This window comes from Mesorhizobium japonicum MAFF 303099, from assembly GCF_000009625.1.
GTDB classification, from domain to species: Bacteria; Pseudomonadota; Alphaproteobacteria; order Rhizobiales; family Rhizobiaceae; genus Mesorhizobium; species Mesorhizobium japonicum.
In genome coordinates this window covers 37050-57700 of sequence record NC_002678.2, presented here as the reverse complement: position 1 = coordinate 57700, position 20651 = coordinate 37050, and the positions used below count along the sequence as shown (strand labels likewise).

The 20651-nt window shown below is 62.3% G+C and carries 25 protein-coding genes; 17 read left to right on the top strand and 8 right to left on the bottom strand.

Features of this window, described 5'->3' with window-relative positions; genetic code table 11:
* Positions 1 to 59 precede the first annotated feature (59 nt).
* The 3 genes from MAFF_RS01390 (at position 60) to purB (ending at position 2766) form a co-directional block, all read left to right on the top strand.
* Positions 60 to 785: a DUF2259 domain-containing protein gene (locus MAFF_RS01390; RefSeq protein WP_044547434.1), complete on the top strand. Its 726-nt coding sequence runs from the start codon at positions 60 to 62 to the stop codon at positions 783 to 785.
* Positions 782 to 1300 (top strand): hypothetical protein, encoded by a 519-nt coding sequence (locus MAFF_RS01385; protein ID WP_010909110.1) that lies wholly within the window; start codon positions 782 to 784, stop codon positions 1298 to 1300. Before MAFF_RS01390 ends, MAFF_RS01385 begins: the two co-directional genes overlap by 4 nt.
* 158 nt (positions 1301 to 1458) lie before the next feature.
* Complete coding sequence (gene purB, locus MAFF_RS01380) at positions 1459 to 2766, top strand: adenylosuccinate lyase (protein WP_010909109.1); 1308 nt, start codon at positions 1459 to 1461, stop codon at positions 2764 to 2766.
* 79 nt (positions 2767 to 2845) lie between these two features.
* On the opposite strand, the gene MAFF_RS01375 is transcribed toward purB, so the two are convergent.
* Entirely contained in the window at positions 2846 to 3658 is an 813-nt protein-coding gene (locus MAFF_RS01375) for a VOC family protein (RefSeq protein ID WP_010909108.1), read from the bottom strand.
* A 245-nt stretch (positions 3659 to 3903) separates the two neighbouring features.
* Here MAFF_RS01375 and MAFF_RS01370 point away from each other — a divergent pair, with 245 nt between their 5' ends.
* Complete coding sequence (locus tag MAFF_RS01370) at positions 3904 to 4452, top strand: RBBP9/YdeN family alpha/beta hydrolase (RefSeq protein ID WP_010909107.1); 549 nt, start codon at positions 3904 to 3906, stop codon at positions 4450 to 4452.
* 170 nt (positions 4453 to 4622) lie between these two features.
* Positions 4623 to 5801 (top strand): acyltransferase family protein, encoded by a 1179-nt coding sequence (locus MAFF_RS01365; RefSeq protein ID WP_044547432.1) that lies wholly within the window; start codon positions 4623 to 4625, stop codon positions 5799 to 5801.
* Between the two features lie 38 nt (positions 5802 to 5839).
* Here MAFF_RS01365 and MAFF_RS01360 read toward each other — a convergent pair whose 3' ends face one another.
* Together MAFF_RS01360 and MAFF_RS01355 are read right to left on the bottom strand one after the other, a co-directional pair.
* Positions 5840 to 6613, bottom strand: coding sequence for an HpcH/HpaI aldolase family protein (locus tag MAFF_RS01360; protein ID WP_010909105.1), 774 nt, complete (start codon positions 6611 to 6613; stop codon positions 5840 to 5842).
* A 164-nt stretch (positions 6614 to 6777) separates the two neighbouring features.
* Positions 6778 to 7098 carry a DUF1476 domain-containing protein gene (locus MAFF_RS01355; RefSeq protein WP_010909104.1) on the bottom strand — a complete coding sequence of 107 codons (321 nt, stop codon included), beginning with the start codon at positions 7096 to 7098 and terminating at the stop codon, positions 6778 to 6780.
* A gap of 275 nt (positions 7099 to 7373) precedes the next feature.
* Here MAFF_RS01355 and purC point away from each other — a divergent pair, with 275 nt between their 5' ends.
* The 6 genes from purC to MAFF_RS01325 all read left to right on the top strand — a co-directional run bounded on the left by purC (position 7374) and on the right by MAFF_RS01325 (position 11178).
* A complete protein-coding gene (gene purC, locus MAFF_RS01350; protein ID WP_010909103.1) occupies positions 7374 to 8168 on the top strand; it encodes a phosphoribosylaminoimidazolesuccinocarboxamide synthase in 795 nt (264 codons plus the stop codon).
* A 43-nt stretch (positions 8169 to 8211) separates the two neighbouring features.
* Positions 8212 to 8454: a phosphoribosylformylglycinamidine synthase subunit PurS gene (purS, locus tag MAFF_RS01345; protein ID WP_013895864.1), complete on the top strand. Its 243-nt coding sequence runs from the start codon at positions 8212 to 8214 to the stop codon at positions 8452 to 8454.
* A 271-nt stretch (positions 8455 to 8725) separates the two neighbouring features.
* Positions 8726 to 9394, top strand: coding sequence for a phosphoribosylformylglycinamidine synthase subunit PurQ (gene purQ / locus MAFF_RS01340; protein WP_010909101.1), 669 nt, complete (start codon positions 8726 to 8728; stop codon positions 9392 to 9394).
* A 70-nt stretch (positions 9395 to 9464) separates the two neighbouring features.
* On the top strand, positions 9465 to 10130 hold the full coding sequence (locus tag MAFF_RS01335) for a glutathione S-transferase family protein (protein WP_010909100.1): 666 nt from the start codon (positions 9465 to 9467) through the stop codon (positions 10128 to 10130).
* Complete coding sequence (locus tag MAFF_RS01330; protein ID WP_044547429.1) at positions 10127 to 10534, top strand: hypothetical protein; 408 nt, start codon at positions 10127 to 10129, stop codon at positions 10532 to 10534. The genes MAFF_RS01335 and MAFF_RS01330 overlap by 4 nt, the downstream gene beginning before the upstream one ends.
* Before the next feature lie 2 nt (positions 10535 to 10536).
* On the top strand, positions 10537 to 11178 hold the full coding sequence (locus MAFF_RS01325) for a Pr6Pr family membrane protein (RefSeq protein ID WP_044547428.1): 642 nt from the start codon (positions 10537 to 10539) through the stop codon (positions 11176 to 11178).
* A gap of 9 nt (positions 11179 to 11187) precedes the next feature.
* Here MAFF_RS01325 and MAFF_RS01320 read toward each other — a convergent pair whose 3' ends face one another.
* Positions 11188 to 11439: a DUF1127 domain-containing protein gene (locus MAFF_RS01320; protein WP_010909097.1), complete on the bottom strand. Its 252-nt coding sequence runs from the start codon at positions 11437 to 11439 to the stop codon at positions 11188 to 11190.
* A 93-nt stretch (positions 11440 to 11532) separates the two neighbouring features.
* Between MAFF_RS01320 and MAFF_RS01315 the strand changes: the two genes are divergently transcribed.
* On the top strand, positions 11533 to 12945 hold the full coding sequence (locus tag MAFF_RS01315) for a PLP-dependent aminotransferase family protein (RefSeq protein WP_010909096.1): 1413 nt from the start codon (positions 11533 to 11535) through the stop codon (positions 12943 to 12945).
* Positions 12946 to 12960: 15 nt separating this feature from the next.
* Here the strand turns inward: MAFF_RS01315 and MAFF_RS39890 are convergent, their stop codons facing one another.
* Entirely contained in the window at positions 12961 to 13125 is a 165-nt protein-coding gene (locus tag MAFF_RS39890; protein WP_164987053.1) for a hypothetical protein, read from the bottom strand.
* Between the two features lie 255 nt (positions 13126 to 13380).
* Between MAFF_RS39890 and purL the strand changes: the two genes are divergently transcribed.
* From purL to MAFF_RS01290, 5 genes are all read left to right on the top strand, one after another.
* A complete protein-coding gene (purL, locus tag MAFF_RS01310) occupies positions 13381 to 15612 on the top strand; it encodes a phosphoribosylformylglycinamidine synthase subunit PurL (protein ID WP_010909094.1) in 2232 nt (743 codons plus the stop codon).
* Entirely contained in the window at positions 15609 to 16133 is a 525-nt protein-coding gene (locus tag MAFF_RS01305) for a hypothetical protein (RefSeq protein WP_044547425.1), read from the top strand. The genes purL and MAFF_RS01305 overlap by 4 nt, the downstream gene beginning before the upstream one ends.
* A 122-nt stretch (positions 16134 to 16255) precedes the next feature.
* Positions 16256 to 16489, top strand: a complete 234-nt coding sequence (locus MAFF_RS01300; protein ID WP_010909092.1) for a BolA/IbaG family iron-sulfur metabolism protein — start codon at positions 16256 to 16258, stop codon at positions 16487 to 16489.
* Positions 16490 to 16641: 152 nt separating this feature from the next.
* Positions 16642 to 16977, top strand: a complete 336-nt coding sequence (gene grxD / locus MAFF_RS01295; protein WP_010909091.1) for a Grx4 family monothiol glutaredoxin — start codon at positions 16642 to 16644, stop codon at positions 16975 to 16977.
* 144 nt (positions 16978 to 17121) lie between these two features.
* Positions 17122 to 18390, top strand: a complete 1269-nt coding sequence (locus MAFF_RS01290) for a multidrug effflux MFS transporter (RefSeq protein ID WP_080512015.1) — start codon at positions 17122 to 17124, stop codon at positions 18388 to 18390.
* A 10-nt stretch (positions 18391 to 18400) separates the two neighbouring features.
* On the opposite strand, the gene MAFF_RS40460 is transcribed toward MAFF_RS01290, so the two are convergent.
* The 3 genes from MAFF_RS40460 to ttcA form a co-directional block, all read right to left on the bottom strand.
* On the bottom strand, positions 18401 to 18634 hold the full coding sequence (locus tag MAFF_RS40460) for a hypothetical protein (RefSeq protein ID WP_244420698.1): 234 nt from the start codon (positions 18632 to 18634) through the stop codon (positions 18401 to 18403).
* Between the two features lie 250 nt (positions 18635 to 18884).
* Positions 18885 to 19712 carry an inositol monophosphatase family protein gene (locus MAFF_RS01280; RefSeq protein ID WP_010909088.1) on the bottom strand — a complete coding sequence of 276 codons (828 nt, stop codon included), beginning with the start codon at positions 19710 to 19712 and terminating at the stop codon, positions 18885 to 18887.
* A complete protein-coding gene (ttcA, locus tag MAFF_RS01275; protein ID WP_032930041.1) occupies positions 19702 to 20589 on the bottom strand; it encodes a tRNA 2-thiocytidine(32) synthetase TtcA in 888 nt (295 codons plus the stop codon). The genes MAFF_RS01280 and ttcA overlap by 11 nt, the downstream gene beginning before the upstream one ends.
* Between the last annotated feature and the right edge of the window lie 62 nt (positions 20590 to 20651).

The following is a 20651-nucleotide window of genomic DNA, read 5'->3' as shown; positions in this document are numbered from 1 at the left end:
GCACGACGTTTTGATTCGGCCGTGCTAGGGATTGAACGATCGCCTGTCGGAGTAAAACAATGCGAATGCTCTTCCTGTTTGCCGTTTCCCTGGCCGCACAGCTTGGCGCGTTGATCGTCGCCCAGGCCGGCGATGTCGCCGAGCTTGAAATCCTTGGCTTCAGCAAGGACGGCGGCGTGTTCGCCTTCGAGGAATACGGCGTCCAGGACGGGTCGGGCTTCCCCTATGCCAACCGCTATTACATCGACACGAGCACCGACAGCTTTCTCAAGGGCACGCCGATCCGGGTGCGGCTCGACGACGAGAACGCCAAACTGGATGCGGCGCGCCTCCAGGCCCGGCAAAAGGGCGAGGCCATTGTCAGCCAGGCCGAGTTGAGCGCCAACCGCGGCATCACGGCCGGTTTCAACCCGGTGACCGAGCTTTCGGCCGATCCGCACCGCATGGCGGTCAATCCACGCCCGATCTTCTCTCCGGTCGACCAACCGCTCGAGTTCCGGCTGGACGAGATCGGCATGAACAACACCGAAGGCTGCGACAGCCAGGGCGAGATCAATGGCTTCCGGCTGCTGCGCATAGAAGCGCAGGATGGCGGCACCACCAAATTGCTGCATGAGGACAAGTCTATCCCCAAAAGCCGTAGCTGCCCGAACGGCTACCGCATCGGCGCGGTCCAGACATTCTCCATGGATAGCCTCAGCGCCTATGCGGTGCTGATCGCGGTGCGCCAATATGGCTTCGAGGGTCCGGACTTCCGCTGGATCGCCGTGACCGGCCGCCTGTGACACCGCACGCCGCCATACTCAGCCGCAATTTGAATTTCGTGCGCCGCGCCTTGCCAGGGTGGCGCGCGACACTTTTCGGCTCGCTCTTTTGGGCCGCAACCATGGGCACGAGCGCGCTCATCAACCTGTTGCTGGACAATTGGGTGACACCGGAGAAAATCCGCACCGTGTCGCTGCTGTTTGCCGGCGGCGGCGCGCTGGCCTTTCCGGTCGGCCTGTTCGTGGCACGGCTGGTCTCACTCGGAAGGCGCCGGGAGGTCGCCTTCGCGGCGACAATGGTGTGCCTTGCCGCCGCGACGATCGGGCTGACCGACGGGCTCTATGCCTTGCAATACCGGTCCTATTATGCCGAATGGCATGCACCGGTCTTCACCCTCACCTGGGGGTTTCAACTCGCCTTCACGATGGCGGTGGCGTCCTATCAGTTCATGGTGCTGGGCATCAGGCTCTATTTTCCGCTTGGGTTCATCGCCTTGTTTGCCGCCAGCCTCTGGTTTGCACAGCAGCGGCGTTGAGCATTTTGTCTGTCTCTGTTAGGAGGCGGGCTAACCCAGAGCGGTTTAGCGTTTGGTAGAACCGCCGACCCGCTCTAACTCCTTCTTTTTCGCAATTCCGGACGGAAAACTGCTGCACACTTTTCCTGGAATTGTTCTAGAGACATCAGGACTGACCGATGATCCCTCGCTATTCCCGGCCGGAAATGGTCGCCATCTGGTCGCCCGAAACCCGGTTTCGCATCTGGTTCGAAATCGAGGCCCATGCCTGCGACGCGCTGGCCGAACTCGGCGTCATCCCGAAGGAAGCGGCAAAGACCATCTGGGAAAAGGGCGGGGCCGCGAAATTCGACGTCGAGAAGATCGACGAGATCGAACGCGTCACCAAGCATGACGTCATCGCGTTCCTCACACATCTTGCCGAATTCGTCGGACCGGATGCGCGTTTCATCCACCAGGGCATGACGTCTTCGGATGTGCTGGACACCTGCTTTGCCGTCCAGCTTACCCGCGCCAGCGACATTCTGCTCGCAGACATTGACGGCCTGCTTGCCGCGCTCAAGCGCCGCGCCTTCGAACACAAGGACACCGTTACCATCGGCCGCAGCCACGGCATCCATGCCGAGCCGACAACCTTCGGCATCAAGCTGGCGCAGGCCTATGCCGAATTCTCGCGCTGCCGCGAGCGGCTGGTGCACGCACGCGAAGACATCGCCACCTGCGCCATATCAGGGGCGGTCGGCACCTTCGCCAACATCGAACCCTATGTCGAGGAGCATGTCGCGGCAAAGCTCGGGCTGAAGCCGGAGCCGGTGTCGACGCAAGTGATCCCGCGCGACCGCCACGCCATGTTCTTTGCCACGCTCGGCGTCATCGCCTCGTCGATGGAGCGGCTGGCGACCGAGATCCGGCACCTGCAGCGCACCGAGGTGCTGGAAGCGGAAGAGTATTTTTCGCCGGGCCAGAAAGGCTCGTCGGCAATGCCGCACAAGCGCAATCCGGTGCTGACGGAAAACCTCACCGGCCTTGCCCGCATGGTGCGCTCCATGGCGCTGCCGGCGATGGAGGATGTGGCGCTCTGGCACGAGCGCGACATCTCGCACTCCTCCGTCGAGCGCATGATTGGTCCGGACGCCACGGTGACGCTGGATTTCGCGCTGTCACGCCTGACCGGCGTCGTCGACAAGCTGGTCGTCTATCCCGAGAACATGCTGAGGAACATGAACAAGTTCCGCGGCCTGGTGCATTCGCAGCGCGTCATGCTGGCGCTGACGCAGGCCGGCCTGTCGCGCGAGGACTCCTACCGGCTGGTGCAGCGCAACGCCATGAAGGTGTGGGAACAAGGCGCTGATTTTCTTGAGGAACTTTTGGCGGACAAGGAAGTCACCGCCGCCTTGCCGGAGGCGGAAATCCGTGAGAAATTCGACCTGGGCTACCACACCAAGCATGTCGACACGATCTTCAGGCGGGTGTTCGGGGAGGCTTGAGAACCTAAACGCGCCAAAGAAAAAGGCCCGCCTTTCCGGCGGGCCTTTTCGTATCCGAACTCGCGAAGGACAAAGCCGATCACGCCTTTCCCGGAACGGTCCTGATCACCGTGCCCCAAGGATCCTCACGGGTCGTTTCGCCGGTCACATTGTCCGAACGCATCTCGACCCAGGCGAGGCCCGAACGCGACGGGTCGCGACGGCCGGCGCCGGCGCTCTGCCAGGCATTGGCGCCGATGTGATGATGGTAATGGCCCGACGACAGGAACACTGCCTGACCGCCATATTTGGCCACCGTGTCGAAGCCGAATTCCTGGTTCCACCAGGCTTCCGCCTCTTCCGGCCTGCCGACACGAAGATGGACATGGCCGACAATGCTGTTTTCCGGCGCGCCTTGCCAGCCTGCATCGCCGACCGGTACTTCGCCGACGACAGCCGGAATGTTGAGCCGCTCGGTCGCCATGGCGATCTTGTCGCCGTTCCACTTCCAGTCCTGCGGCCGGCGGTCGGCATAGATCTCGATGCCGTTGCCTTCGGGGTCGGTCAGGTAGAGCGCTTCGCTGACCAGATGGTCGGACGCGCCCTCGATGGCGATCTTGTCTGATATGGCGTGGTTGATCCAGCGGCCGAGATCGGCACGGCTGGGCAGCAGGAAGGCCGTGTGGAACAGGCCGGCGCTGCGCGGATCGTCAGGCTTGGCGGAAGCATCCGGCTCGAGGACCAGCAACGGACGGCTGCCGGCACCGAGGGTGATCGCGCCATCGGCACGGCTCAATTCCTGCAGGCCGACAACCCTGCGGTAATAGGCAGCGAGGCTTTCGGCGTCGCGCGCCTTCAACCCGACGCGGGCAACGCTCACCGGCGTGGTAGCGGCAAATGGCAGTTCGCTCATCATTGTCTCCGTTGCGGCAACGCTTGATGAAGCTCCCAATGCCAGGAAGCCGGCGCCGCCGATCATTGTACGTCGTGTCAGTGCCAAAATCCCGGTCCTTCACGGCTGTTTCTCTCCTGATGACAGATCGTCGATTGCGATCGTTCACACAAGACGGCGAAAAGCGAACATGGTGTTCACCATTACGAACAGGAACGTGTCCATCAACGGTTGCATGAGGCAATCGCGCTCGCTATCTCAGCGCCATGAAAGTCAAAGATGCAGATATCCTGATCGTTCCGGGCTACACCAATTCCGGACCAGAGCATTGGCAAACCCGCTGGCAATCGAAACTGTCGACGGCGCGGCGCGTCGAGCAGGCTGAATGGTCGAAGCCGGTGCGCGAGGACTGGACGGCGAGCGTGGCCAAAGCGGTCAACGAGGCCGAGAGGCCGGTTGTCATCGTCGCGCATTCTCTGGGTGTTGCCGCCGCCGTGCAGGCCATCCCGCAATTCGTCAAGCCGGTCGCCGGCGCCTTCTTCGTGGCGCCGCCCGATGTCGCCAACCCCGGGATCAAGCCGAAGCACCTGATGACCTTCGGCCCGTACCCGCGCGAGCCGCTGCCTTTTCCGTCGATTGTGATCGCCAGCCGCAACGACCCGTTCTGTGCCTTCGATGTTGCCGAGGACATAGCCGGCGCCTGGGGCTCGCTGTTCATCGATGCCGGCGAGACCGGCCATCTCAACCAGGATTCTGGCTTCGGCCCCTGGCCCGAAGGCTCGATGACCTTCGCCAAGTTCCTGACGGATCTGTGATTCAGGCCCAAAGTCGGCGCGGAAAGTTCGCGAAGAAACCGTCGAGCTCCAATAAACAATAATTTAAGGTGGCTCGCGATAAATTCTTTGCGCGCGGCGAACTCCGTTCGTCACGCGTAAATACCTGAGATTACTAATAAAATTCTTCAAGCTCAAACGAAGGCAAGCGCTTGCGCAAGGACGCTTCACTCGAATTCTTGAGGGGTGCCGCAGCGCTGATCGTTTTGAACGGGCATATTTTGCGTGCCTTTGCCCCTTCGGCGGCGGGCGGAGACGGAGACAACGCCGCGCAATCCCTCAAGACAAGTCTGGCTTTCGTCGCCTTCAATGGCGGCTCTGCCGTCTACTTGTTTTTCGTTCTGTCTTCCTATGTGCTTGTGAAGCGCTATTTCCAGACCCGCGAGGCACAAGATCTGCTGCTGGGCGCGACAAAGCGTTTGCCTCGTCTGGCCGGACCAGTGCTCGTCACGGTCCTGGCATCTTGTGTCATCTTCAAGCTCGATCTGTATTTCTTCCAGGATGCGGCTGCGGTCACCCAATCCGAGTGGCTGAGCAGATTCGGCAATGCCTCAAAGGTGCTCTCGCAGGAGACAGCGAGTTTCGCCGATGCGTTCCAGCAAGGGGCCTGGCGCACGTTCATCTACGGCGACAAATATTATGACAGCAGCCTGTGGACCATGACGGTCGAGTTCTGGGGGAGCATGCTGACCTTCGCCCTCGCTCCGATCGCCTTTTTCCTCCTGGGCCGCTGGACGCTGCTCTCCTGGTTCTGCATAGCAACAGGCGTGTTCCTGGCGCTGCAAGTCAGCTTCTTCTTTTGTGCCTTTCCGGCCAGCCTCATGCTCTATCCGCTTCTCGCCATGGGTTTGCGCCCGAATCGCTGGGTAAGAGGCGCCATGATGATCGTTTCCCTTGTGCTGCTGGGCTATGCGGGGAGTGCAGTCGGCATATACCGGCCCTTTGCGCTGCTTGAGACCGCGGTTTGCGATGATGTCGGCCTGCGGCAAGCCTGTGTGGCCATCCCGGCAAGCATCATGCTGGTCTACGCTATGCTAAGTGTGGACGAGCCTCCAGCATGGCTCTCGGGCAAGGCGGCACGTTTCCTCGGCGACCTCTCTTTCCCGCTCTACCTGGTGCATGTACCCGTTATCTGCTCACTGGGGTCATGGGTTCTGTTGGCCAGCGGTTCCACCGCACTCGGTGCCGCCGCCGCGATACTGGGTTCGATCCTCGCGGCGTTGCCGCTGATGACCTTCAACAACTGGTGGGTCCAGGCGCTCGGCGCCCTGTTCAACAGATTCAGGCGCGGCGGCCCTATGGCCGCGGCACCTGCTGCAGCGAGCGCCTGATCGCCCGGCGCCGTGACGGCAGCTCCTCCGGTTTGGGTTCAGGCTCCGATCGAATCCTTGATATCTTTCAGCAGAGTCTTTGCCCCCAATGAAATCAACGCATGCTCGGACCCGGTGGCGAGTAGGCGATAGCCCATCGAGACGACACGGCCGGCAATTGCTGGTTCGACGACATAGATCGCGGCATGTTTTCCGGCCTTGCGGGTGCGCTCGGCCACCGACGCCACCGTCTCCATCATGCTCTCCAGGGTCGAACTGACCGTGGCGCCATTGGTCCAGGCGATCGAGAAATCCGATGGGCCGAGGAAGATGCCATCAATGCCCGGCGTGTCGAGAATGCCGTCGAGCGCGTCGAGCGCGGCGCGCGTCTCGACCATGGCAAAGGCCATGGTGCGCTGATTGGTGTCGCGCAGCCATTCGGCATGGTCGCCCTTGCCATGGCGCGGAAAGGCGTAGGTGGGCCCCCACGAGCGCTCGCCGAGCGGTGGATATTTCATTGCCGCGGCGAACAACTTTGCATCGGCCACCGAATTCACCATCGGCGCGATCACCGCCTCGGCGCCGAAATCGAGCGCGCGGCTTGCCATGTCGAAACGGCCGACGGGGATGCGCACCAGCGCAGGCTTGTTTGCGGCAAGCACGGGCATAAGACCGCGCAGCACGCTGTCCTCGTGATGACCGCCATGCTGCATGTCGAGCGTGATGGCATCGAAGCCCTGTTTGGCGAGGATCTCGACGGTCAGGGCATCCGGCACTCCGGACCAGGCGGTGACCAGCGTTTCATCGGCGGCAAGGCGGGACTTCAGGGACATCTAATCTCTTTCCTCGTTAATGCCGGCAGTTTCAGCCGGAAACCACGGCGAAGGCAAAGAAAAACCGCCCGGCTTGGCCGGGCGGTCGATTGGTCCAGTCAGTCCTTTGCCGCAGGTTCCGTCGCAAAACCGGGACATTTTTGCGAAACCTGCGTCGTCCCGGATCAGGTGTTCTTGATCTGCTCGATCGCCTGCGCCATCAGTTCGTCCATGGTGCGGCGGATCTGATGGTCCGACTGCTCGACACCGGCGGCATCGAAATCCTTGCGGATCTTGCGGAACACGTCGTGATCGCCGGCTTCCTCGATGTCGGAAACGACGACTTCCTTCGCATAGGCGTCGGCGTCGGCACCCGACTTTCCGAGCTTTTCGGCGGCCCACAGCCCGAGCGCCTTGTTGCGGCGCGCCGACGCCTTGAACCGAAGCTCTTCGTCGAATGCAAATTTGCGCTCGAAGCCTTCTTCGCGATCTTTCATGCTGCTCATGGCGTCCCTCCGGGTCAAATCCGATTCGTTGGCAAGAGATATGTGTGTTGCCAAAGCACAAACCAAAAGGTCGCGAGCCGGTCAATACGCTTCGTCATATGCTGCGCTGCGGCATTTCAGTCCCGAAAGCGGTTGATTGGGCGGATTTGCCGATTGAGCAAACGGTGTGATTGGGATAGACCCGGCATTGAACCCAACCGTCGCCGCACTAATATAGGCAGACGGACAGGAACTGGTCGCTTGCCGCCTGCCCACAAATCCAGAGAAAAAATCAGATGAAAAATCGCCGCCGCATTTATGAAGGCAAGGCCAAGATCCTCTATGAGGGACCGGAGCCGGGTACCCTCATCCAGTTCTTCAAGGATGACGCCACCGCTTTCAACAAGAAGAAACACGAGGTTGTCGACGGCAAGGGCGTGCTCAACAACCGCATTTCCGAGCACATCTTCAACCACTTGAACCGCATGGGCATCCCGACCCACTTCATCCGCCGGCTCAACATGCGTGAGCAGCTGATCAAGGAAGTCGAGATCATTCCACTCGAAGTGGTGGTGCGAAATGTCGCCGCCGGCTCGCTGTCCAAGCGCCTCGGCATCGAGGAAGGCACCGTCCTGCCGCGCTCGATCATCGAATTCTACTACAAGGCCGACGCGCTCGACGATCCGATGGTGTCGGAAGAGCACATCACCGCCTTCGGTTGGGCAAGCCCGCAGGAGATCGACGACGTGATGGCGCTCGCCATCCGCGTCAACGACTTCCTCTCCGGCCTGTTCATGGGCGTCGGCATCCAGCTCGTCGACTTCAAGATCGAATGTGGCCGCCTGTTCGAGGGCGACATGATGCGCATCGTCGTGGCCGACGAGATTTCGCCGGACTCCTGCCGCCTGTGGGATGTGGCGACACAGGACAAGCTCGACAAGGACCGTTTCCGCCGCGACATGGGTGGTCTCGTCGAGGCCTACCAGGAAGTCGCCCGCCGCCTCGGCATCATGAACGAGAACGAGCCGCCGCGCCCGACCGGTCCGGTTCTTGTCGCCTCGACCGATGTCGTCAAAGGCAAGCCGCACTGATAGCGGCTTGCGATCCGATACTTAGAACAGGAGCATGTCCAGCGTGATCAAGGCCCGCATTACCGTCACCCTCAAGAACGGCGTCCTCGACCCGCAAGGCAAGGCGATCGAACACGCCCTGTCCGGTCTGGGCTTCGATGGCGTCGGCGCGGTGCGGCAGGGTAAGGTGTTCGACGTCGAACTGGCGGAAAGCGACAAGGCCAAGGCCGAGGCCGATCTGAAAGCCATGTGCGACAAGCTGCTGGCGAACACGGTGATTGAGAATTATAGTGTGACACTTACCTGAGGTTGTGTCGGAGGGGTTGGTGGCCGAGATCGATGGCAGCTTAATATTTGAAACCCTCAAGTCCATTCAGTCTCGGTTAGACAGGATGGACTTGATCCTCGGAGAGGCGAAATCCGAGCTTGGTTCCATTCGAGGTCATCTCATAGCCACTGAAAGTGACGTGAAAAACATCTATGGTTGTGCTCGCTCGCCAGGATGATCGGCTCGAACATATCGAACGCCGTCTCGACCTGTGCGAACTAGCCGAAGCCCAGAGGCCTTACGAACCAAAATGAAATCCGCTGTCGTCCTCCTGCCTGGCCTCAACCGAGACCGCGACATGATCGCGGCGCTGACCAAGATTTCGGGAAAACCGCCGGTCACCGTCTGGCAGACCGACACCGAGATCCCCGATGTCGACCTGATCGCCATCCCCGGCGGCTTCTCCTTCGGCGACTATCTGCGCTGCGGCGCGATCGCCGCGCGCATGCCGGTGATGCGGGCCGTCGCCGAAAAGGCCGCCAAGGGCGTGACCGTCATCGGCGTCTGCAACGGTTTTCAGATCCTGGTCGAGGCCGGCCTGCTGCCGGGGGCGCTCATGCGCAACACCTCGCTGAAGTTCGTCTGCCGGCAGATCAAGCTTGAGATCACCAACGCCAACACCATGTTCACCCGCCGTTACCAACCGGGCCAGGTCATCCGCTCGCCGGTGGCGCACCATGACGGCAACTACTTCGCCGACGCCGAAACCCTTGCCCGCCTCGAAGGCGAAGGCCAGGTGGTGTTCCGCTATGCCGAGGGGACCAATCCCAATGGCTCGATCAACGACATTGCCGGCATCATCAACGAGCAGGGCAATGTGCTTGGTCTGATGCCGCATCCGGAAAACCTGATCGAAGCCGCTCATGGCGGCAGCGACGGTCGTGCGCTGTTCGAAGGCGCGCTCGGTATCGCCGCTTGACGATCTCAGCTGCGAACGCGGTTAAATTCTTAGGGACATCAAGTCCACTGCTCTGGGGAGAGAGACGGTCATGAAACTCTATTCGCGGCCGTTGTCGCCCTACTCGTCGATCGTGCGGGCGCTGGCCTATATCAAGGACGTGCCGCTCAAGATCATCGCGCCGCCGCCGGGTTTTCCGATCCCCGAAGCGTTTCGCGCCATTTCGCCGATGAACCGGATTCCGGTGCTGATCACCGGCTCCGGCGAAACCATCGTCGAATCGGTGGTCATCGCCGAATATCTCGAGGAGCGGTTTCCGGAGCCGGCGCTGCTGCCGCCCGATTCCAAGGACCGCGCGCTGGTGCGCATGTTCGCCCGCATCACCGATCTCGACGTGCTGACGCCGACGATGAAGCTTTTCGAGCTGCATTTCGTGCCGAAGCGCAACAATGCCGAGATCGACGCCCAATTCGCCCGCCTGCATCACGGGCTGGCGGGGATCGAGGCCCGTATGGCGCAAGGCCCCTTCGCGCTCGGCAACGACATCAGCTTTGCCGACGCCTGGCTGACGCCGACCCGGTTCATCTTCAACAATTTCCGCGCCATGACGGGCCACCACGACCTGCTCGACGCCTATCCCAAATTCGATGCCTATGAGCAGATCGCCTCGCAGCATCCGGCCTTGTCGCGGGTCTGGGGCGAGATGACCGATGGCCTGAAAGTCTTTCTTTCCGAACTCGAGATGGGTGCCGCTTGATCAAGAGCAAGACGATCGTTCTCGTCGCCGCCGCAGGCTTCGCCCTGGCGTCATGCCAATCGACCCCGAAGAGCACCCCCGTGCCTTCGGGCAAGAGTGCGGCACTGCTGGCCATGGAACAGGTGGCGATATCAGCCCACAAATGCTGGATCGCCAGCAAGGACCCGGCCTTCAAGCAATATCAGATGGCCAATGAGCTGAACTCGTTCAGCGGCACGCCGCGTTTCCTGTTGGTGCCGGCCAAGCATTATGGCGGCAAGCCGTTGCTGGTCGTGCAGGCGCAAGGCAATTCGAGCCGCGTCGACGTGTTCGGACCGCTGATGAACGACCCGCTCGGCGCACGCATCGGCTCGGACATTGCCCGGTGGCAGACGGGCAATCCGGGCTGCGCCGCGACCGCCTGACCATGGGCCGCTTCCTGCAGGTGGTGGGTCTGGCCATCGGTCTGGCCGGCCTCGTCCTGCAGTTCTGCATCACGGTTCCGGCATCGATGGAGGCGGGTCGCAGCCTGCTCGGCTCGATCGTGTTCTACTTCAGCTTCTTCACCATCCTGACCAACATTGGCGCTGTGCTGGTGTACACATCCCTGCTGTCATCCACCGGCTATGCCTGGCTGCCGGCTTTCGCCGGGCTGCGGATGCGTGCGGGTGTCGCGGTTTCGATCACCCTCGTCTTCATCGTCTATGCCACGGTTCTGGCACGTCTCTGGCAGCCGCAAGGCCTGTTCCTGCTTTGCGATGTGCTGTTGCACTATGTGACGCCGGTGCTGTTCGTGCTGTGGTGGCTGGCAGCAGGCGCCGACGGCAGAACCCGCTGGAGCGACATTTCCTGGTGGGTGCTCTATCCCATCGCCTATCTTGTCTACGCGCTGGTACGGGCACCGATCGCGGGCGAGGTGCCCTACCCTTTCCTCGATGTCGCCAAGAACGGTGCCGCCAGCGTCGCCATTGCGGCTTTGGCCATCACCGCGCTGTTCCTGGTGATCTCTATCGTTGCCGTTTTTATCGATCGCGGCATCGGCCATCGCGGGGCCAAACGGGTCCGTTAAGATTGGCCTCTATTCCCAAAAGCGCCTGATGCCTTCGCGATGGGCATCGCAGCGGGAGATGCCGATATCCTTGAGCTGATCGTCAGTCATCTCCAGCAATGCCAGGCGGCCGCGCCGGCGCTCCAGCAAATGGTCGATCCATCGTGCGAGCGACCTGACCACGCGCACCAAACGGCGGACAAAGCCTCGCTGGCCGGACGGGCGCAGCGCCTCACTTGGAAACGCGGCTCTGGAATGACGGATTGTCGCTATTGTATCCATTTTCTTTCTGCCAAAACTCTCAATTGCACCCCTTTTGGTGCGTGATTGATATGTATTGACTCACAATTCGGTGCAATATAGAAAATTGTCACCATGACAAATTGGCTCCCAGATCTGACCGGCGGCGCCGGACCGCTCTACCAACGCCTTGCGGACTCCGTTGAAGCGGGCATCGACCAAGGCGTGATCGGCGCCGGGACAAAACTGCCGCCGCAGCGCGACCTCGCCTACGACATCGGCACTACTGTCGGCACGGTCGGCCGGGCCTACCAATTGCTGCGCGAGCGCGGGCTGGTGAGCGGCGAAGTCGGGCGCGGGACCTATGTGCTTGGCCGGCGCGCCGACGGCGTGAAGCCGGAGGCGCCCGACGTCAGTGTGGAAGGCACGCGCTATGTCGATGCGCCTCAGGACAAGCTGCGTTTCGACAGCACGGCGGCACCCGATGTCGGCCAGGGCGCCGTTGTTGCCGATGTGCTGTCGCGCACCGCGCAGGATCATCCTCATGAAATCTCGAGCTATACGCGTGATTTTCCTGGCCGCTGGTACGAAGCCGGCGCCCGCTGGCTGGCGCGAAACTCGTTCCGCCCGGCCGCCGACGGCATCGTTCCGACGCTCGGCACCCATGCGGCGGTGATGGCGGCGATCGCCGCACTTACAACACCCGGCGACTATGTCGCCTTCGAACACCTCACCTATTCGCAGATTTCGCGCAGCGCCGGGCTGATCGGCCGGCGCACCGCACTGGTGGCCTCGGACGACGAAGGCCTCGACCCGGCCGATTTCGAGCGCGTCTGCGCGCAAAAGCATCCGAGGATGATCTTCCTGATGCCGACGGCGCAGAATCCGACCCTGACGACACTGTCCGCCGGGCGACGCGAGGCGATCGCGCGTGTTGCGCGCGAATACAACGTCATTCTGATCGAGGATGATCTTTACGGCCACCTGACCGACGATCCGACACCGTTGCTTGCCGAATATGCCCCGGAGAGAACCATCGTCGCCGGCGGCCTGTCGAAATCGGTGGCGGCCGGTATCCGCGGCGGCTGGCTCTCCTGCCCTCCCGCCTATCGCCACCGGATCCGTGTCGCCCACAAGATGATGACCGGCGGCATGCCCTTCCTGCTGGCGGAGGTGAATACAAGGCTGGTGCTTTCCGGCCAGGCCAGCGATATCCGCAAGCGCTGCATCGCCGAGATCAGCGCCCGCATCGCGATCGTGCGCGAGACCCTGGCTGGCTTCGCATTCAAGTCACATGACAAGGTGCCCTTTGTCTGGCTGACTTTGCCCGACCCATGGCTTTCCGGCACCTTCAAGAATGCCTGTCTGGAACACGGCGTGCTGATCGACGACGAGGACGAGTTCAAGGCCGGCCGCTCCGAACAGGTCTTTCACGGCGTCCGCTTCGGCACCTCGCAGCCGAGACAGCGCGGCGATGTCGCCAACGGCGTTGCCGTCATCCGGCGCCTCCTCGACGAGGGCCGCGCCGGCTATGACAGCTTCTCCTGAGGGACCTGAATCGGATCAGCCCTCGGCCTTGAAGTTTTTGGCTTCCTCCTTGGCCTTGTCCTTGCCGTGCTTCTTGGCCAGTTCCTTGGCCTGCCCGGGCGAAACGTCGGTGGTTTCCGCGATATGGAGAGCCTCCTTATCCGAGAGGCGATTGTCTTTCTTGCCTTGCTTGGTCGCCATGTCCTGATCTCCTGAAGGGTTGGAACCCAACGGCCGGGATGCCATAGCGTTCCCATTCGCCTTTGCATTCCTCAAGATGGCCCCGCGGATCACCGCTGGCCCCACGGGCGCCTGAAAGCTCCAGGTGCGGACCCACCCCGGTCATCACCTTGTTGCTTTCTGTCTTTTTTCGCTCATCGACGGGTGTATCGGCCGCAAAGCTTGCGATAAGAGGGGACTCAAAATCCCCGCTCCCATGGACATAAATCGCCGCCCATGACCATTTCCAATTCCGTGCCGATCACCCCCGAGCTCATTGCCGCGCATGGGCTGAAGCCAGACGAGTATCAGCGCATCCTCGATCTCGTTGGGCGCGAACCGAGTTTTACCGAGCTCGGCATTTTCTCGGCGATGTGGAACGAGCACTGCTCCTACAAATCCTCGAAGAAGTGGCTGCGCACACTGCCCACGACGGGGCCACAAGTTATCCAGGGGCCGGGCGAGAATGCCGGCGTGGTCGACATCGGCGACGGCGATTGCGTCGTCTTCAAGATGGAAAGCCACAACCACCCCTCTTTCATCGAGCCCTACCAGGGCGCGGCGACCGGCGTCGGCGGCATTTTGCGCGACGTCTTCACCATGGGCGCACGGCCGATCGCGGCGATGAATGCGCTGCGCTTCGGCGCGCCTGACCACCCCAAGACCAGGCATCTCGTCGCCGGTGTGGTTTCAGGCGTCGGCGGTTACGGCAATTCCTTCGGCGTGCCGACGGTAGGCGGTGAGGTCAACTTCGACGCCCGCTACAACGGCAACATCCTGGTCAACGCCTTCGCCGCCGGCCTCGCCAAGACCAATGCCATCTTCCTGTCGGAAGCCAAGGGCGTCGGCCTGCCGGTCGTCTATCTCGGCGCCAAGACTGGCCGCGACGGCGTCGGCGGCGCCACCATGGCGTCGGCCGAGTTCGACGACAAGATCGACGAGAAGCGCCCGACCGTGCAGGTCGGCGACCCTTTCACCGAAAAGTGCCTGCTCGAGGCCTGCCTCGAGCTGATGGCATCGGGCGCCGTCATCGCCATCCAGGACATGGGTGCGGCCGGCCTCACCTGCTCGGCGGTCGAGATGGGCGCCAAGGGCGATCTCGGCATCGAGCTCGACCTCGACAAGGTGCCGGTGCGCGAGGAGCGCATGAGCGCCTATGAGATGATGCTGTCGGAAAGCCAGGAGCGCATGCTGATGGTGCTGCGCCCCGAGAAGGAAAAGGAAGCCGAGGCGATCTTCCACAAATGGGGCCTCGACTTCGCCATTGTCGGCAAGACCACCGACGATCTGCGTTTTCGCGTGCTGCATCAGGGCGACCAGGTCGCCGATCTGCCGATCAAGGATCTCGGCGACAAGGCGCCGGAATATGACCGCCCCTGGATCGAGCCGAAGAAGCCGGCACCGCTTGCCGCCAACGACATTCCGCAGGCCGATGTCGCGGACGCGCTGCTGAAACTACTCGGCGGACCGGACCTGTCGTCGCGCCGCTGGGTCTGGGAGCAGTATGACACGCTGATTCAGGGCAATTCGCTGCAGCTTCCCGGCGGCGATGCCGGCGTGGTGCGGGTGGAAGGCCATGCGACCAAAGCGCTCGCCTTCTCCTCGGATGTGACGCCGCGTTATTGCGAAGCCGATCCCTATGAAGGCGGCAAGCAGGCCGTGGCCGAATGCTGGCGCAATCTCACCGCCACCGGCGCGCTGCCGCTGGCCGCGACCGACAACCTCAATTTCGGCAATCCGGAACGGCCCGAGATCATGGGCCAGCTGGTCGGCGCGGTGAAAGGCATCGGCGACGCCTGCCGCGCGCTCGGCTTCCCGATCGTGTCTGGCAATGTCTCGCTCTACAACGAGACCAACGGCCAGGGCATCCTGCCGACACCGACCATCGGCGGCGTCGGGCTGATCGCCGACTGGTCGAAGATGGTGCGCACCGGTTTTGCCGCGCAAGACCAGATGATCCTGCTGGTCGGCGCGCCCGCCTCCTGGGGCACGCATCTTGGCCAGTCCGTCTATTTCAGGGACATCCATGGCCGCACCGACGGTCCGCCGCCGCCGGTCGACCTCGCGCATGAGAAGCGCGTCGGCGACCACGTGCGCTCGCTGATCGCCTCCGGCATCGTCACCGCGGCGCATGACGTTTCAGATGGCGGTATCGCCGTGGCGCTGGCCGAAATGGCGATGGCGTCGGGCATCGGCGCGACCGTTCCCGGCCTTGTCGGCACCGATCCCATCCCGGTCTGGTTCGGCGAGGATCAGGGCCGCTATCTGCTGACACTGTCGATCGACCCGCATGGCGATGAATGGGACGCCATCCGCAAGCAGCAGGGCGAACTCGGCATCTTCGCGCCGTGGATCGGCTCGACCGGAGGCGATGCGCTGAAGCTCGGCGATGCCAAGGCGATCCCGGTCGGCGATCTGAAGGCCGCCCATGAAGGCTGGTTCCCCCGCTTCATGGACCAGGCCAGTTGAGCACACTGGCGGCCCGGGCGCTGCTTGCAGTCGTTTTCTGGCCGTCGCTGTTCTTCTTCTGGTTCCTCGGGCCGTTCGTCTTTTTCCTGTTGTCGACGACCTCGAGCGAGGTTTGCCCGCGGCTGGAAACGCGCGCCGAGTTCCTTGACGCGGCCAACGGCACGCTGCCGATGCTGGTGCTGCAGAACCTCATCTATGCGGTTCCGATCGTCTGTCTGGTGTTCTGGAACCGGCTTCTGCCGGACCCGGCACGGGCAAACCGGATCGTCACCTGCATCAAGCTCTTCGCCGTCGCGGCCGTTCTGGGCGCCTTGTGGGAATATGGCTCGTCGCTTGTCTGCGACGGCTATGGCCAACCGTTCTTCTCGCCCGTCTGGCAGATCACCAGCTACCTGCCGATCGCCGATCTTGCGGTCAACATCCCCCTCTATATCCTGGTTTTCAGCCTTGGCCGCACCTTCTCGATGCGCGAAGACGACCCCGCGGCCGATGCGGTCGATCCGGGCACGAACGCATCCTAGGCGACAATCGCGCCGACGGCGGACGGAACGGCTTCAATCGCGGCCGGAAAGGCTTTAGGTTTACCCCGACTCTCATCGCACGGGCGGCCACACCGTCGCCCGCCCGAAACAGGAATTGTGCAATGGCAATGGATGCCCACGACATCGAAAAACTGATCAAGGACGGCATTCCGGACGCCAAGGTGACGATCCGCGACCTCGCCGGCGACGGCGACCACTATGCGGCTGAAGTCGTCGCCGAGAGCTTTCGGGGAAAGAGCCGCGTCCAGCAGCACCAGATGGTTTATGACGCGCTGAAGGGCAATATGGGCGGCGTGCTGCACGCACTGGCGCTGCAGACCAGTGTCCCCGACTGAGGCCATTCCGGCCAACACCGCTTGGCCCAAACCCGCCCATCCTTTGCGCCATTTGGGCCATGGCGTGGCTAATGTCTTGTTTCGGGCAACCTATGGGTTTATTTGAAAGACATGCTTCGAGCCTGACTCCCACAGGCGTGAAAGGAAATTCCATGAGCGGTATCAACGACTACATCGACAATGAAGTGAAGGGCAACGACGTCGTCCTTTTCATGAAGGGCACGCCCGGTTTTCCGCAGTGCGGATTTTCCGGCCAGGTCGTCCAGATCCTCGACTATATCGGCGCCGACTATAAGGGCGTGAATGTCCTGGACTCGGCTGAACTGCGCCAGGGCATCAAGGACTATTCCAACTGGCCGACGATCCCGCAGCTTTACGTCAAGGGTGAATTCGTCGGCGGCTGCGATATTGTCCGCGAGATGTTCCAGGCCGGCGAGTTGCAGACCTTCCTGGTCGAAAAGGGCGTCAGCGTCAAAGGCGCCGCCTGATTTCGGTTTTGGGCATGTCGTCGCGACTGCACTGAACACCGGGGCAGCCCCACCTCGGCAATTTCTATGTCCCGATATCGGGATAAAGACGAGCCAATGCGCCGGCCCGCCGGCGCATTTTTGCTTGAGAAGATCGGACTTGCCGTGGACCAGCAATCAACAGCGCCGCAATCGGCAAGCAAACTGCCTATTCCGCGCTGGGAGTTTATTGCGCTGTGCGCGGCACTGATGGCGCTGAATTCGCTGGCCATCGACATCATGCTGCCGGCGCTGCAGCAGATCGGCGCCTCGCTCGGCGTCGAGAATGAAAACCACCGGCAATATGTGGTCACCGCCTACATTCTGGGTTTTGGTGGCGGCCAGCTGTTCTTCGGACCGATCTCCGACCGGTTCGGCCGCCGCTCGCCGCTCGTCGCCGGGCTGATCATCTATGTGGCGGCGGCCGCCGCCGCCGCCATCGCGCCAAGCTTCGAAACGCTGCTGATATGCCGTGCCGTGCAAGGCATCGGCGCTGCCGCCACGCGCGTCATCGCGGTCTCGATCGTGCGTGATACGTTCGAAGGCCGGCGCATGGCGGAGGTCATGTCGCTGATCTTCATGGTGTTCATGGCCATACCGGTCATTGCGCCGGGCATCGGCCAGTTCATCATGCTGTTTGCGACCTGGCACTACATCTTCGTCACCATGGCCGTCGGCGCGCTGATCGTGTCGGCGTGGTCGCTGCTGCGCCTGCCTGAAACGCTGCGTCCCGAATATCGCCGGCAACTGACGGTTTCCTCCGTCCTCGGCGGATTCCGCATCGTGCTCACCAACCGCATCGCGCTCTGCTACGCCTTTGCCAGCACCTTCATCTTCGCCGCCATGTTCGGCTTCATCGCCTCGGCGCAGCAGATCTATGTCGGCATCTTCAACGTCGGCGAAATGTTCCCGGTCATTTTCGCCGGGGTCGCCGGCGTGCTCGCCTTCTCCAATTTTCTGAACTCGCGCCTTGTCGGCCGCATCGGCATGCGCCGTCTGTCGCAAAGTGCGTTGCTTTTGTTTCTGGTCATCAGCCTGGCTTGGCTGGTCGTTTCGCTGGAAATCAAGATGCCGCTCTGGCTGTTCATCACCTTCTTTGCCAGCGCCATGCTTCCCTTCGGCGCGCTTGGCGCCAATTTCAACGCCTTGGCGATGGAACCGCTCGGCCAGCTGGCCGGCACGGCATCGTCCATACTGGGCTTCATGCAGACGTTTCTCGGCGGCATTCTCGGCACGCTGATCGGCCAGGCCTTCAACGGCACGGTGACGCCGCTTGCCGCCGGCTTCTGCAGCGTCTCGGTCGCCGCGCTGCTGATGATCCTCATCGCCGAGCGCGGCAAGATGTTCCAGCCGCATAACCCACCCATTTCAGGGCATATCACCGACCTGCATTAGACGATGTGCGTCAGGATGCACCTTCAAGCGCCGCCGTGAAGCGAGGCGCAAGCATGCGTCCAGCAATTGCTCCGCCCATGCCGTCCGAAAAGGGCAATGGCAACGCTTCGTCGAGTGCCTTGAGGATGGATGCCACGAAGGCCCGGCTGAGTTGCGGATCGGTTCCCAGATCGGAATAGGTGGCGCGAGGCTTGCCGATCAGCGTGCCGTTGCGGCGCAGCGAGAACTGCAGCGTCAAGGACATGCCCGCGGTTCCCGCTGGCGGCCTCCAGCAGGCATAGATAGCCTCCGACATCTCCTTTAGGGTGTTGACGGGATCGGGACTGTGGCAAGGGCGCTCTTGCGCGATCGCCCCGCTGGCGCTCGCAAACGAGATTGCGGCAAGAGCCGCCGCAAGAATCGCGAACCGAGATTTCATTCGAGAGCCCCCGCCTGCGCACCAATTCTTCGGCCGCACAAACCCGGCAGTCAAGCGCCGGCCTCGGAAAATGATCCTATCCAGCCCACAGTTCGCGGCGCAACTCCTGCCAGCTTTCTCGATCGGGGGCGACCAGCAGACCGCCGCCGACATGCGACGGCAGATAGGCGCTGCCGTCAAAGCGCGCCGCATGGCCGCCGGCCTCCGCATGGATCAGCACACCGGCGAGATGGTCCCACGGCATCAGCTTGTTGTAGACGACGAAATGGCCATGGCCGCTCGCCAGCAAGCGGTATTCGTGGGCGGCGCAGCGGTAGTTGAACTGCGACAGCGTCTTGGTCTGGTTGCAGGCCAGTCGGGTGCGGTCGGGCTCGGCCATGTACTGCCAGGAGACCGCGCCGGTCATCTGCGAGATCGGCGCGCTTGCGGCAACCCGCACCTTCTCCAGGCTGCCATGCGCATGGCGGATATGACTGCCGCCACCCTTGGCGCCGATCAGCCAGTCCTTGCCGACCGGATCATGGATGATACCGGCGACCGTCTCGCCCTTGACCACGACGCCAAGCATGACGCCGAACAGCGGCACGCCGGAGGCGAAATTGAAGGTGCCGTCGACCGGGTCGATGACGAAGGCCAGATCGGCGTCGCCCAGCCCGTCGAGCAGCGCCGGATCGTCGGAACAGGCTTCCTCGCCGACAACCATGGCCGAGGGATAATTCTGGCGCAGCCTGGTGGTGATCAGCCGCTCGGCGTTGACGTCCGCTTCCGTCACCAGATCGGCGGCGGAGGTCTTCTGTCTGATATCGCCGTCGCCCAGCCGGCGAAAGCGGGGCATGATTTCGGTGTCGGCGGCCTCGGCCAGCAGGCTGGCCAGCCAGTCGATCGCGTTATCGTCAAATGTCATCTGAAGCGTCTTGTCCTGTGATGAGGGTCTGGTTCAGGGCGGCGAAATCGAACAGTTTCCTGTCGAGCAGATGCGACGGCCTGGTATTGGACAGCGCGCGGATCATGGTGTCCTTGCGGCCGGGCATGCGCTTTTCGATGTCTTCCAGCATCGCCTTCATGGCGTTGCGCTGGAGACCCTCCTGGCTGCCGCAGAGGTCGCAAGGGATGATCGGGAACCGCATCGCCGCGGCGAATTTCTCGAGGTCGATCTCGGCGCAATAGCTCAGTGGCCGCAGCACCATGACGTCGCCCTCGTCGTTGAGCAGCTTTGGCGGCATGGCGGCGAGACGGCCGCCATGGAACAGGTTCATGAAGAAGGTCTCGAGAATGTCCTCGCGGTGGTGGCCGAGCACCAGCGCCGAGCACCCCTCCTCGCGCGCAATGCGGTAGAGATGGCCGCGCCGCAGCCGCGAGCAGAGCGAGCAATAGGTGCTGCCTTCCGGCAGCTTGTTAGTGACCACCGAATAGGTGTCCTGATATTCGATGCGATGCGCGATGCCGTTGGCGTTGAGATAATCGGGCAGGATGTGCTTGGGAAAGTTCGGCTGGCCCTGGTCGAGATTGCAGGCCAGCAATTCGACCGGCAGCAGCCCGCGCCATTTGAGGTCGAGCAGCAAGGCAAGCAGGCCGTAGGAATCCTTGCCGCCCGACAGCGCGACCAGCCAGCGCTGGCCCGGCTCCACCATCGAGAAGTCCTCGATCGCCTGGCGGGTCAGCCGCAGCAGCCGCTTGCGCAATTTGTTGAACTCGACCGAGGACGGCACATCGGCGAACAGCGGATGGGAGCCCCCTTCTGCGGCCGTTTCAAGCGTCTCGATGTCTGGCAGCATGTTCATGGCGCGGCCCCGGGATGTGATGTCCGCACGGATTAGCGCATCGGCCGCAAAATCGAAACGGC

Excerpts from the sequence above, each read along its gene's own strand:
- MAFF_RS01390 (WP_044547434.1), top strand. The coding sequence starts at position 60 with ATGCGAATGCTCTTCCTGTTTGCCGTTTCCCTGGCCGCACAGCTTGGC.
- purB (WP_010909109.1), top strand. The coding sequence starts at position 1,459 with ATGATCCCTCGCTATTCCCGGCCGGAAATGGTCGCCATCTGGTCGCCC.
- MAFF_RS01375 (WP_010909108.1), bottom strand. The coding sequence starts at position 3,658 with ATGAGCGAACTGCCATTTGCCGCTACCACGCCGGTGAGCGTTGCCCGC.
- MAFF_RS01370 (WP_010909107.1), top strand. The coding sequence starts at position 3,904 with ATGAAAGTCAAAGATGCAGATATCCTGATCGTTCCGGGCTACACCAAT.
- MAFF_RS01360 (WP_010909105.1), bottom strand. The coding sequence starts at position 6,613 with ATGTCCCTGAAGTCCCGCCTTGCCGCCGATGAAACGCTGGTCACCGCC.
- MAFF_RS01355 (WP_010909104.1), bottom strand. The coding sequence starts at position 7,098 with ATGAGCAGCATGAAAGATCGCGAAGAAGGCTTCGAGCGCAAATTTGCA.
- purC (WP_010909103.1), top strand. The coding sequence starts at position 7,374 with ATGAAAAATCGCCGCCGCATTTATGAAGGCAAGGCCAAGATCCTCTAT.
- purQ (WP_010909101.1), top strand. The coding sequence starts at position 8,726 with ATGAAATCCGCTGTCGTCCTCCTGCCTGGCCTCAACCGAGACCGCGAC.
- MAFF_RS01335 (WP_010909100.1), top strand. The coding sequence starts at position 9,465 with ATGAAACTCTATTCGCGGCCGTTGTCGCCCTACTCGTCGATCGTGCGG.
- MAFF_RS01325 (WP_044547428.1), top strand. The coding sequence starts at position 10,537 with ATGGGCCGCTTCCTGCAGGTGGTGGGTCTGGCCATCGGTCTGGCCGGC.
- MAFF_RS01320 (WP_010909097.1), bottom strand. The coding sequence starts at position 11,439 with ATGGATACAATAGCGACAATCCGTCATTCCAGAGCCGCGTTTCCAAGT.
- MAFF_RS01315 (WP_010909096.1), top strand. The coding sequence starts at position 11,533 with ATGACAAATTGGCTCCCAGATCTGACCGGCGGCGCCGGACCGCTCTAC.
- MAFF_RS39890 (WP_164987053.1), bottom strand. The coding sequence starts at position 13,125 with ATGGCGACCAAGCAAGGCAAGAAAGACAATCGCCTCTCGGATAAGGAG.
- purL (WP_010909094.1), top strand. The coding sequence starts at position 13,381 with ATGACCATTTCCAATTCCGTGCCGATCACCCCCGAGCTCATTGCCGCG.
- MAFF_RS01300 (WP_010909092.1), top strand. The coding sequence starts at position 16,256 with ATGGCAATGGATGCCCACGACATCGAAAAACTGATCAAGGACGGCATT.
- grxD (WP_010909091.1), top strand. The coding sequence starts at position 16,642 with ATGAGCGGTATCAACGACTACATCGACAATGAAGTGAAGGGCAACGAC.
- MAFF_RS40460 (WP_244420698.1), bottom strand. The coding sequence starts at position 18,634 with ATGTCCTTGACGCTGCAGTTCTCGCTGCGCCGCAACGGCACGCTGATC.
- MAFF_RS01280 (WP_010909088.1), bottom strand. The coding sequence starts at position 19,712 with ATGACATTTGACGATAACGCGATCGACTGGCTGGCCAGCCTGCTGGCC.
- ttcA (WP_032930041.1), bottom strand. The coding sequence starts at position 20,589 with ATGAACATGCTGCCAGACATCGAGACGCTTGAAACGGCCGCAGAAGGG.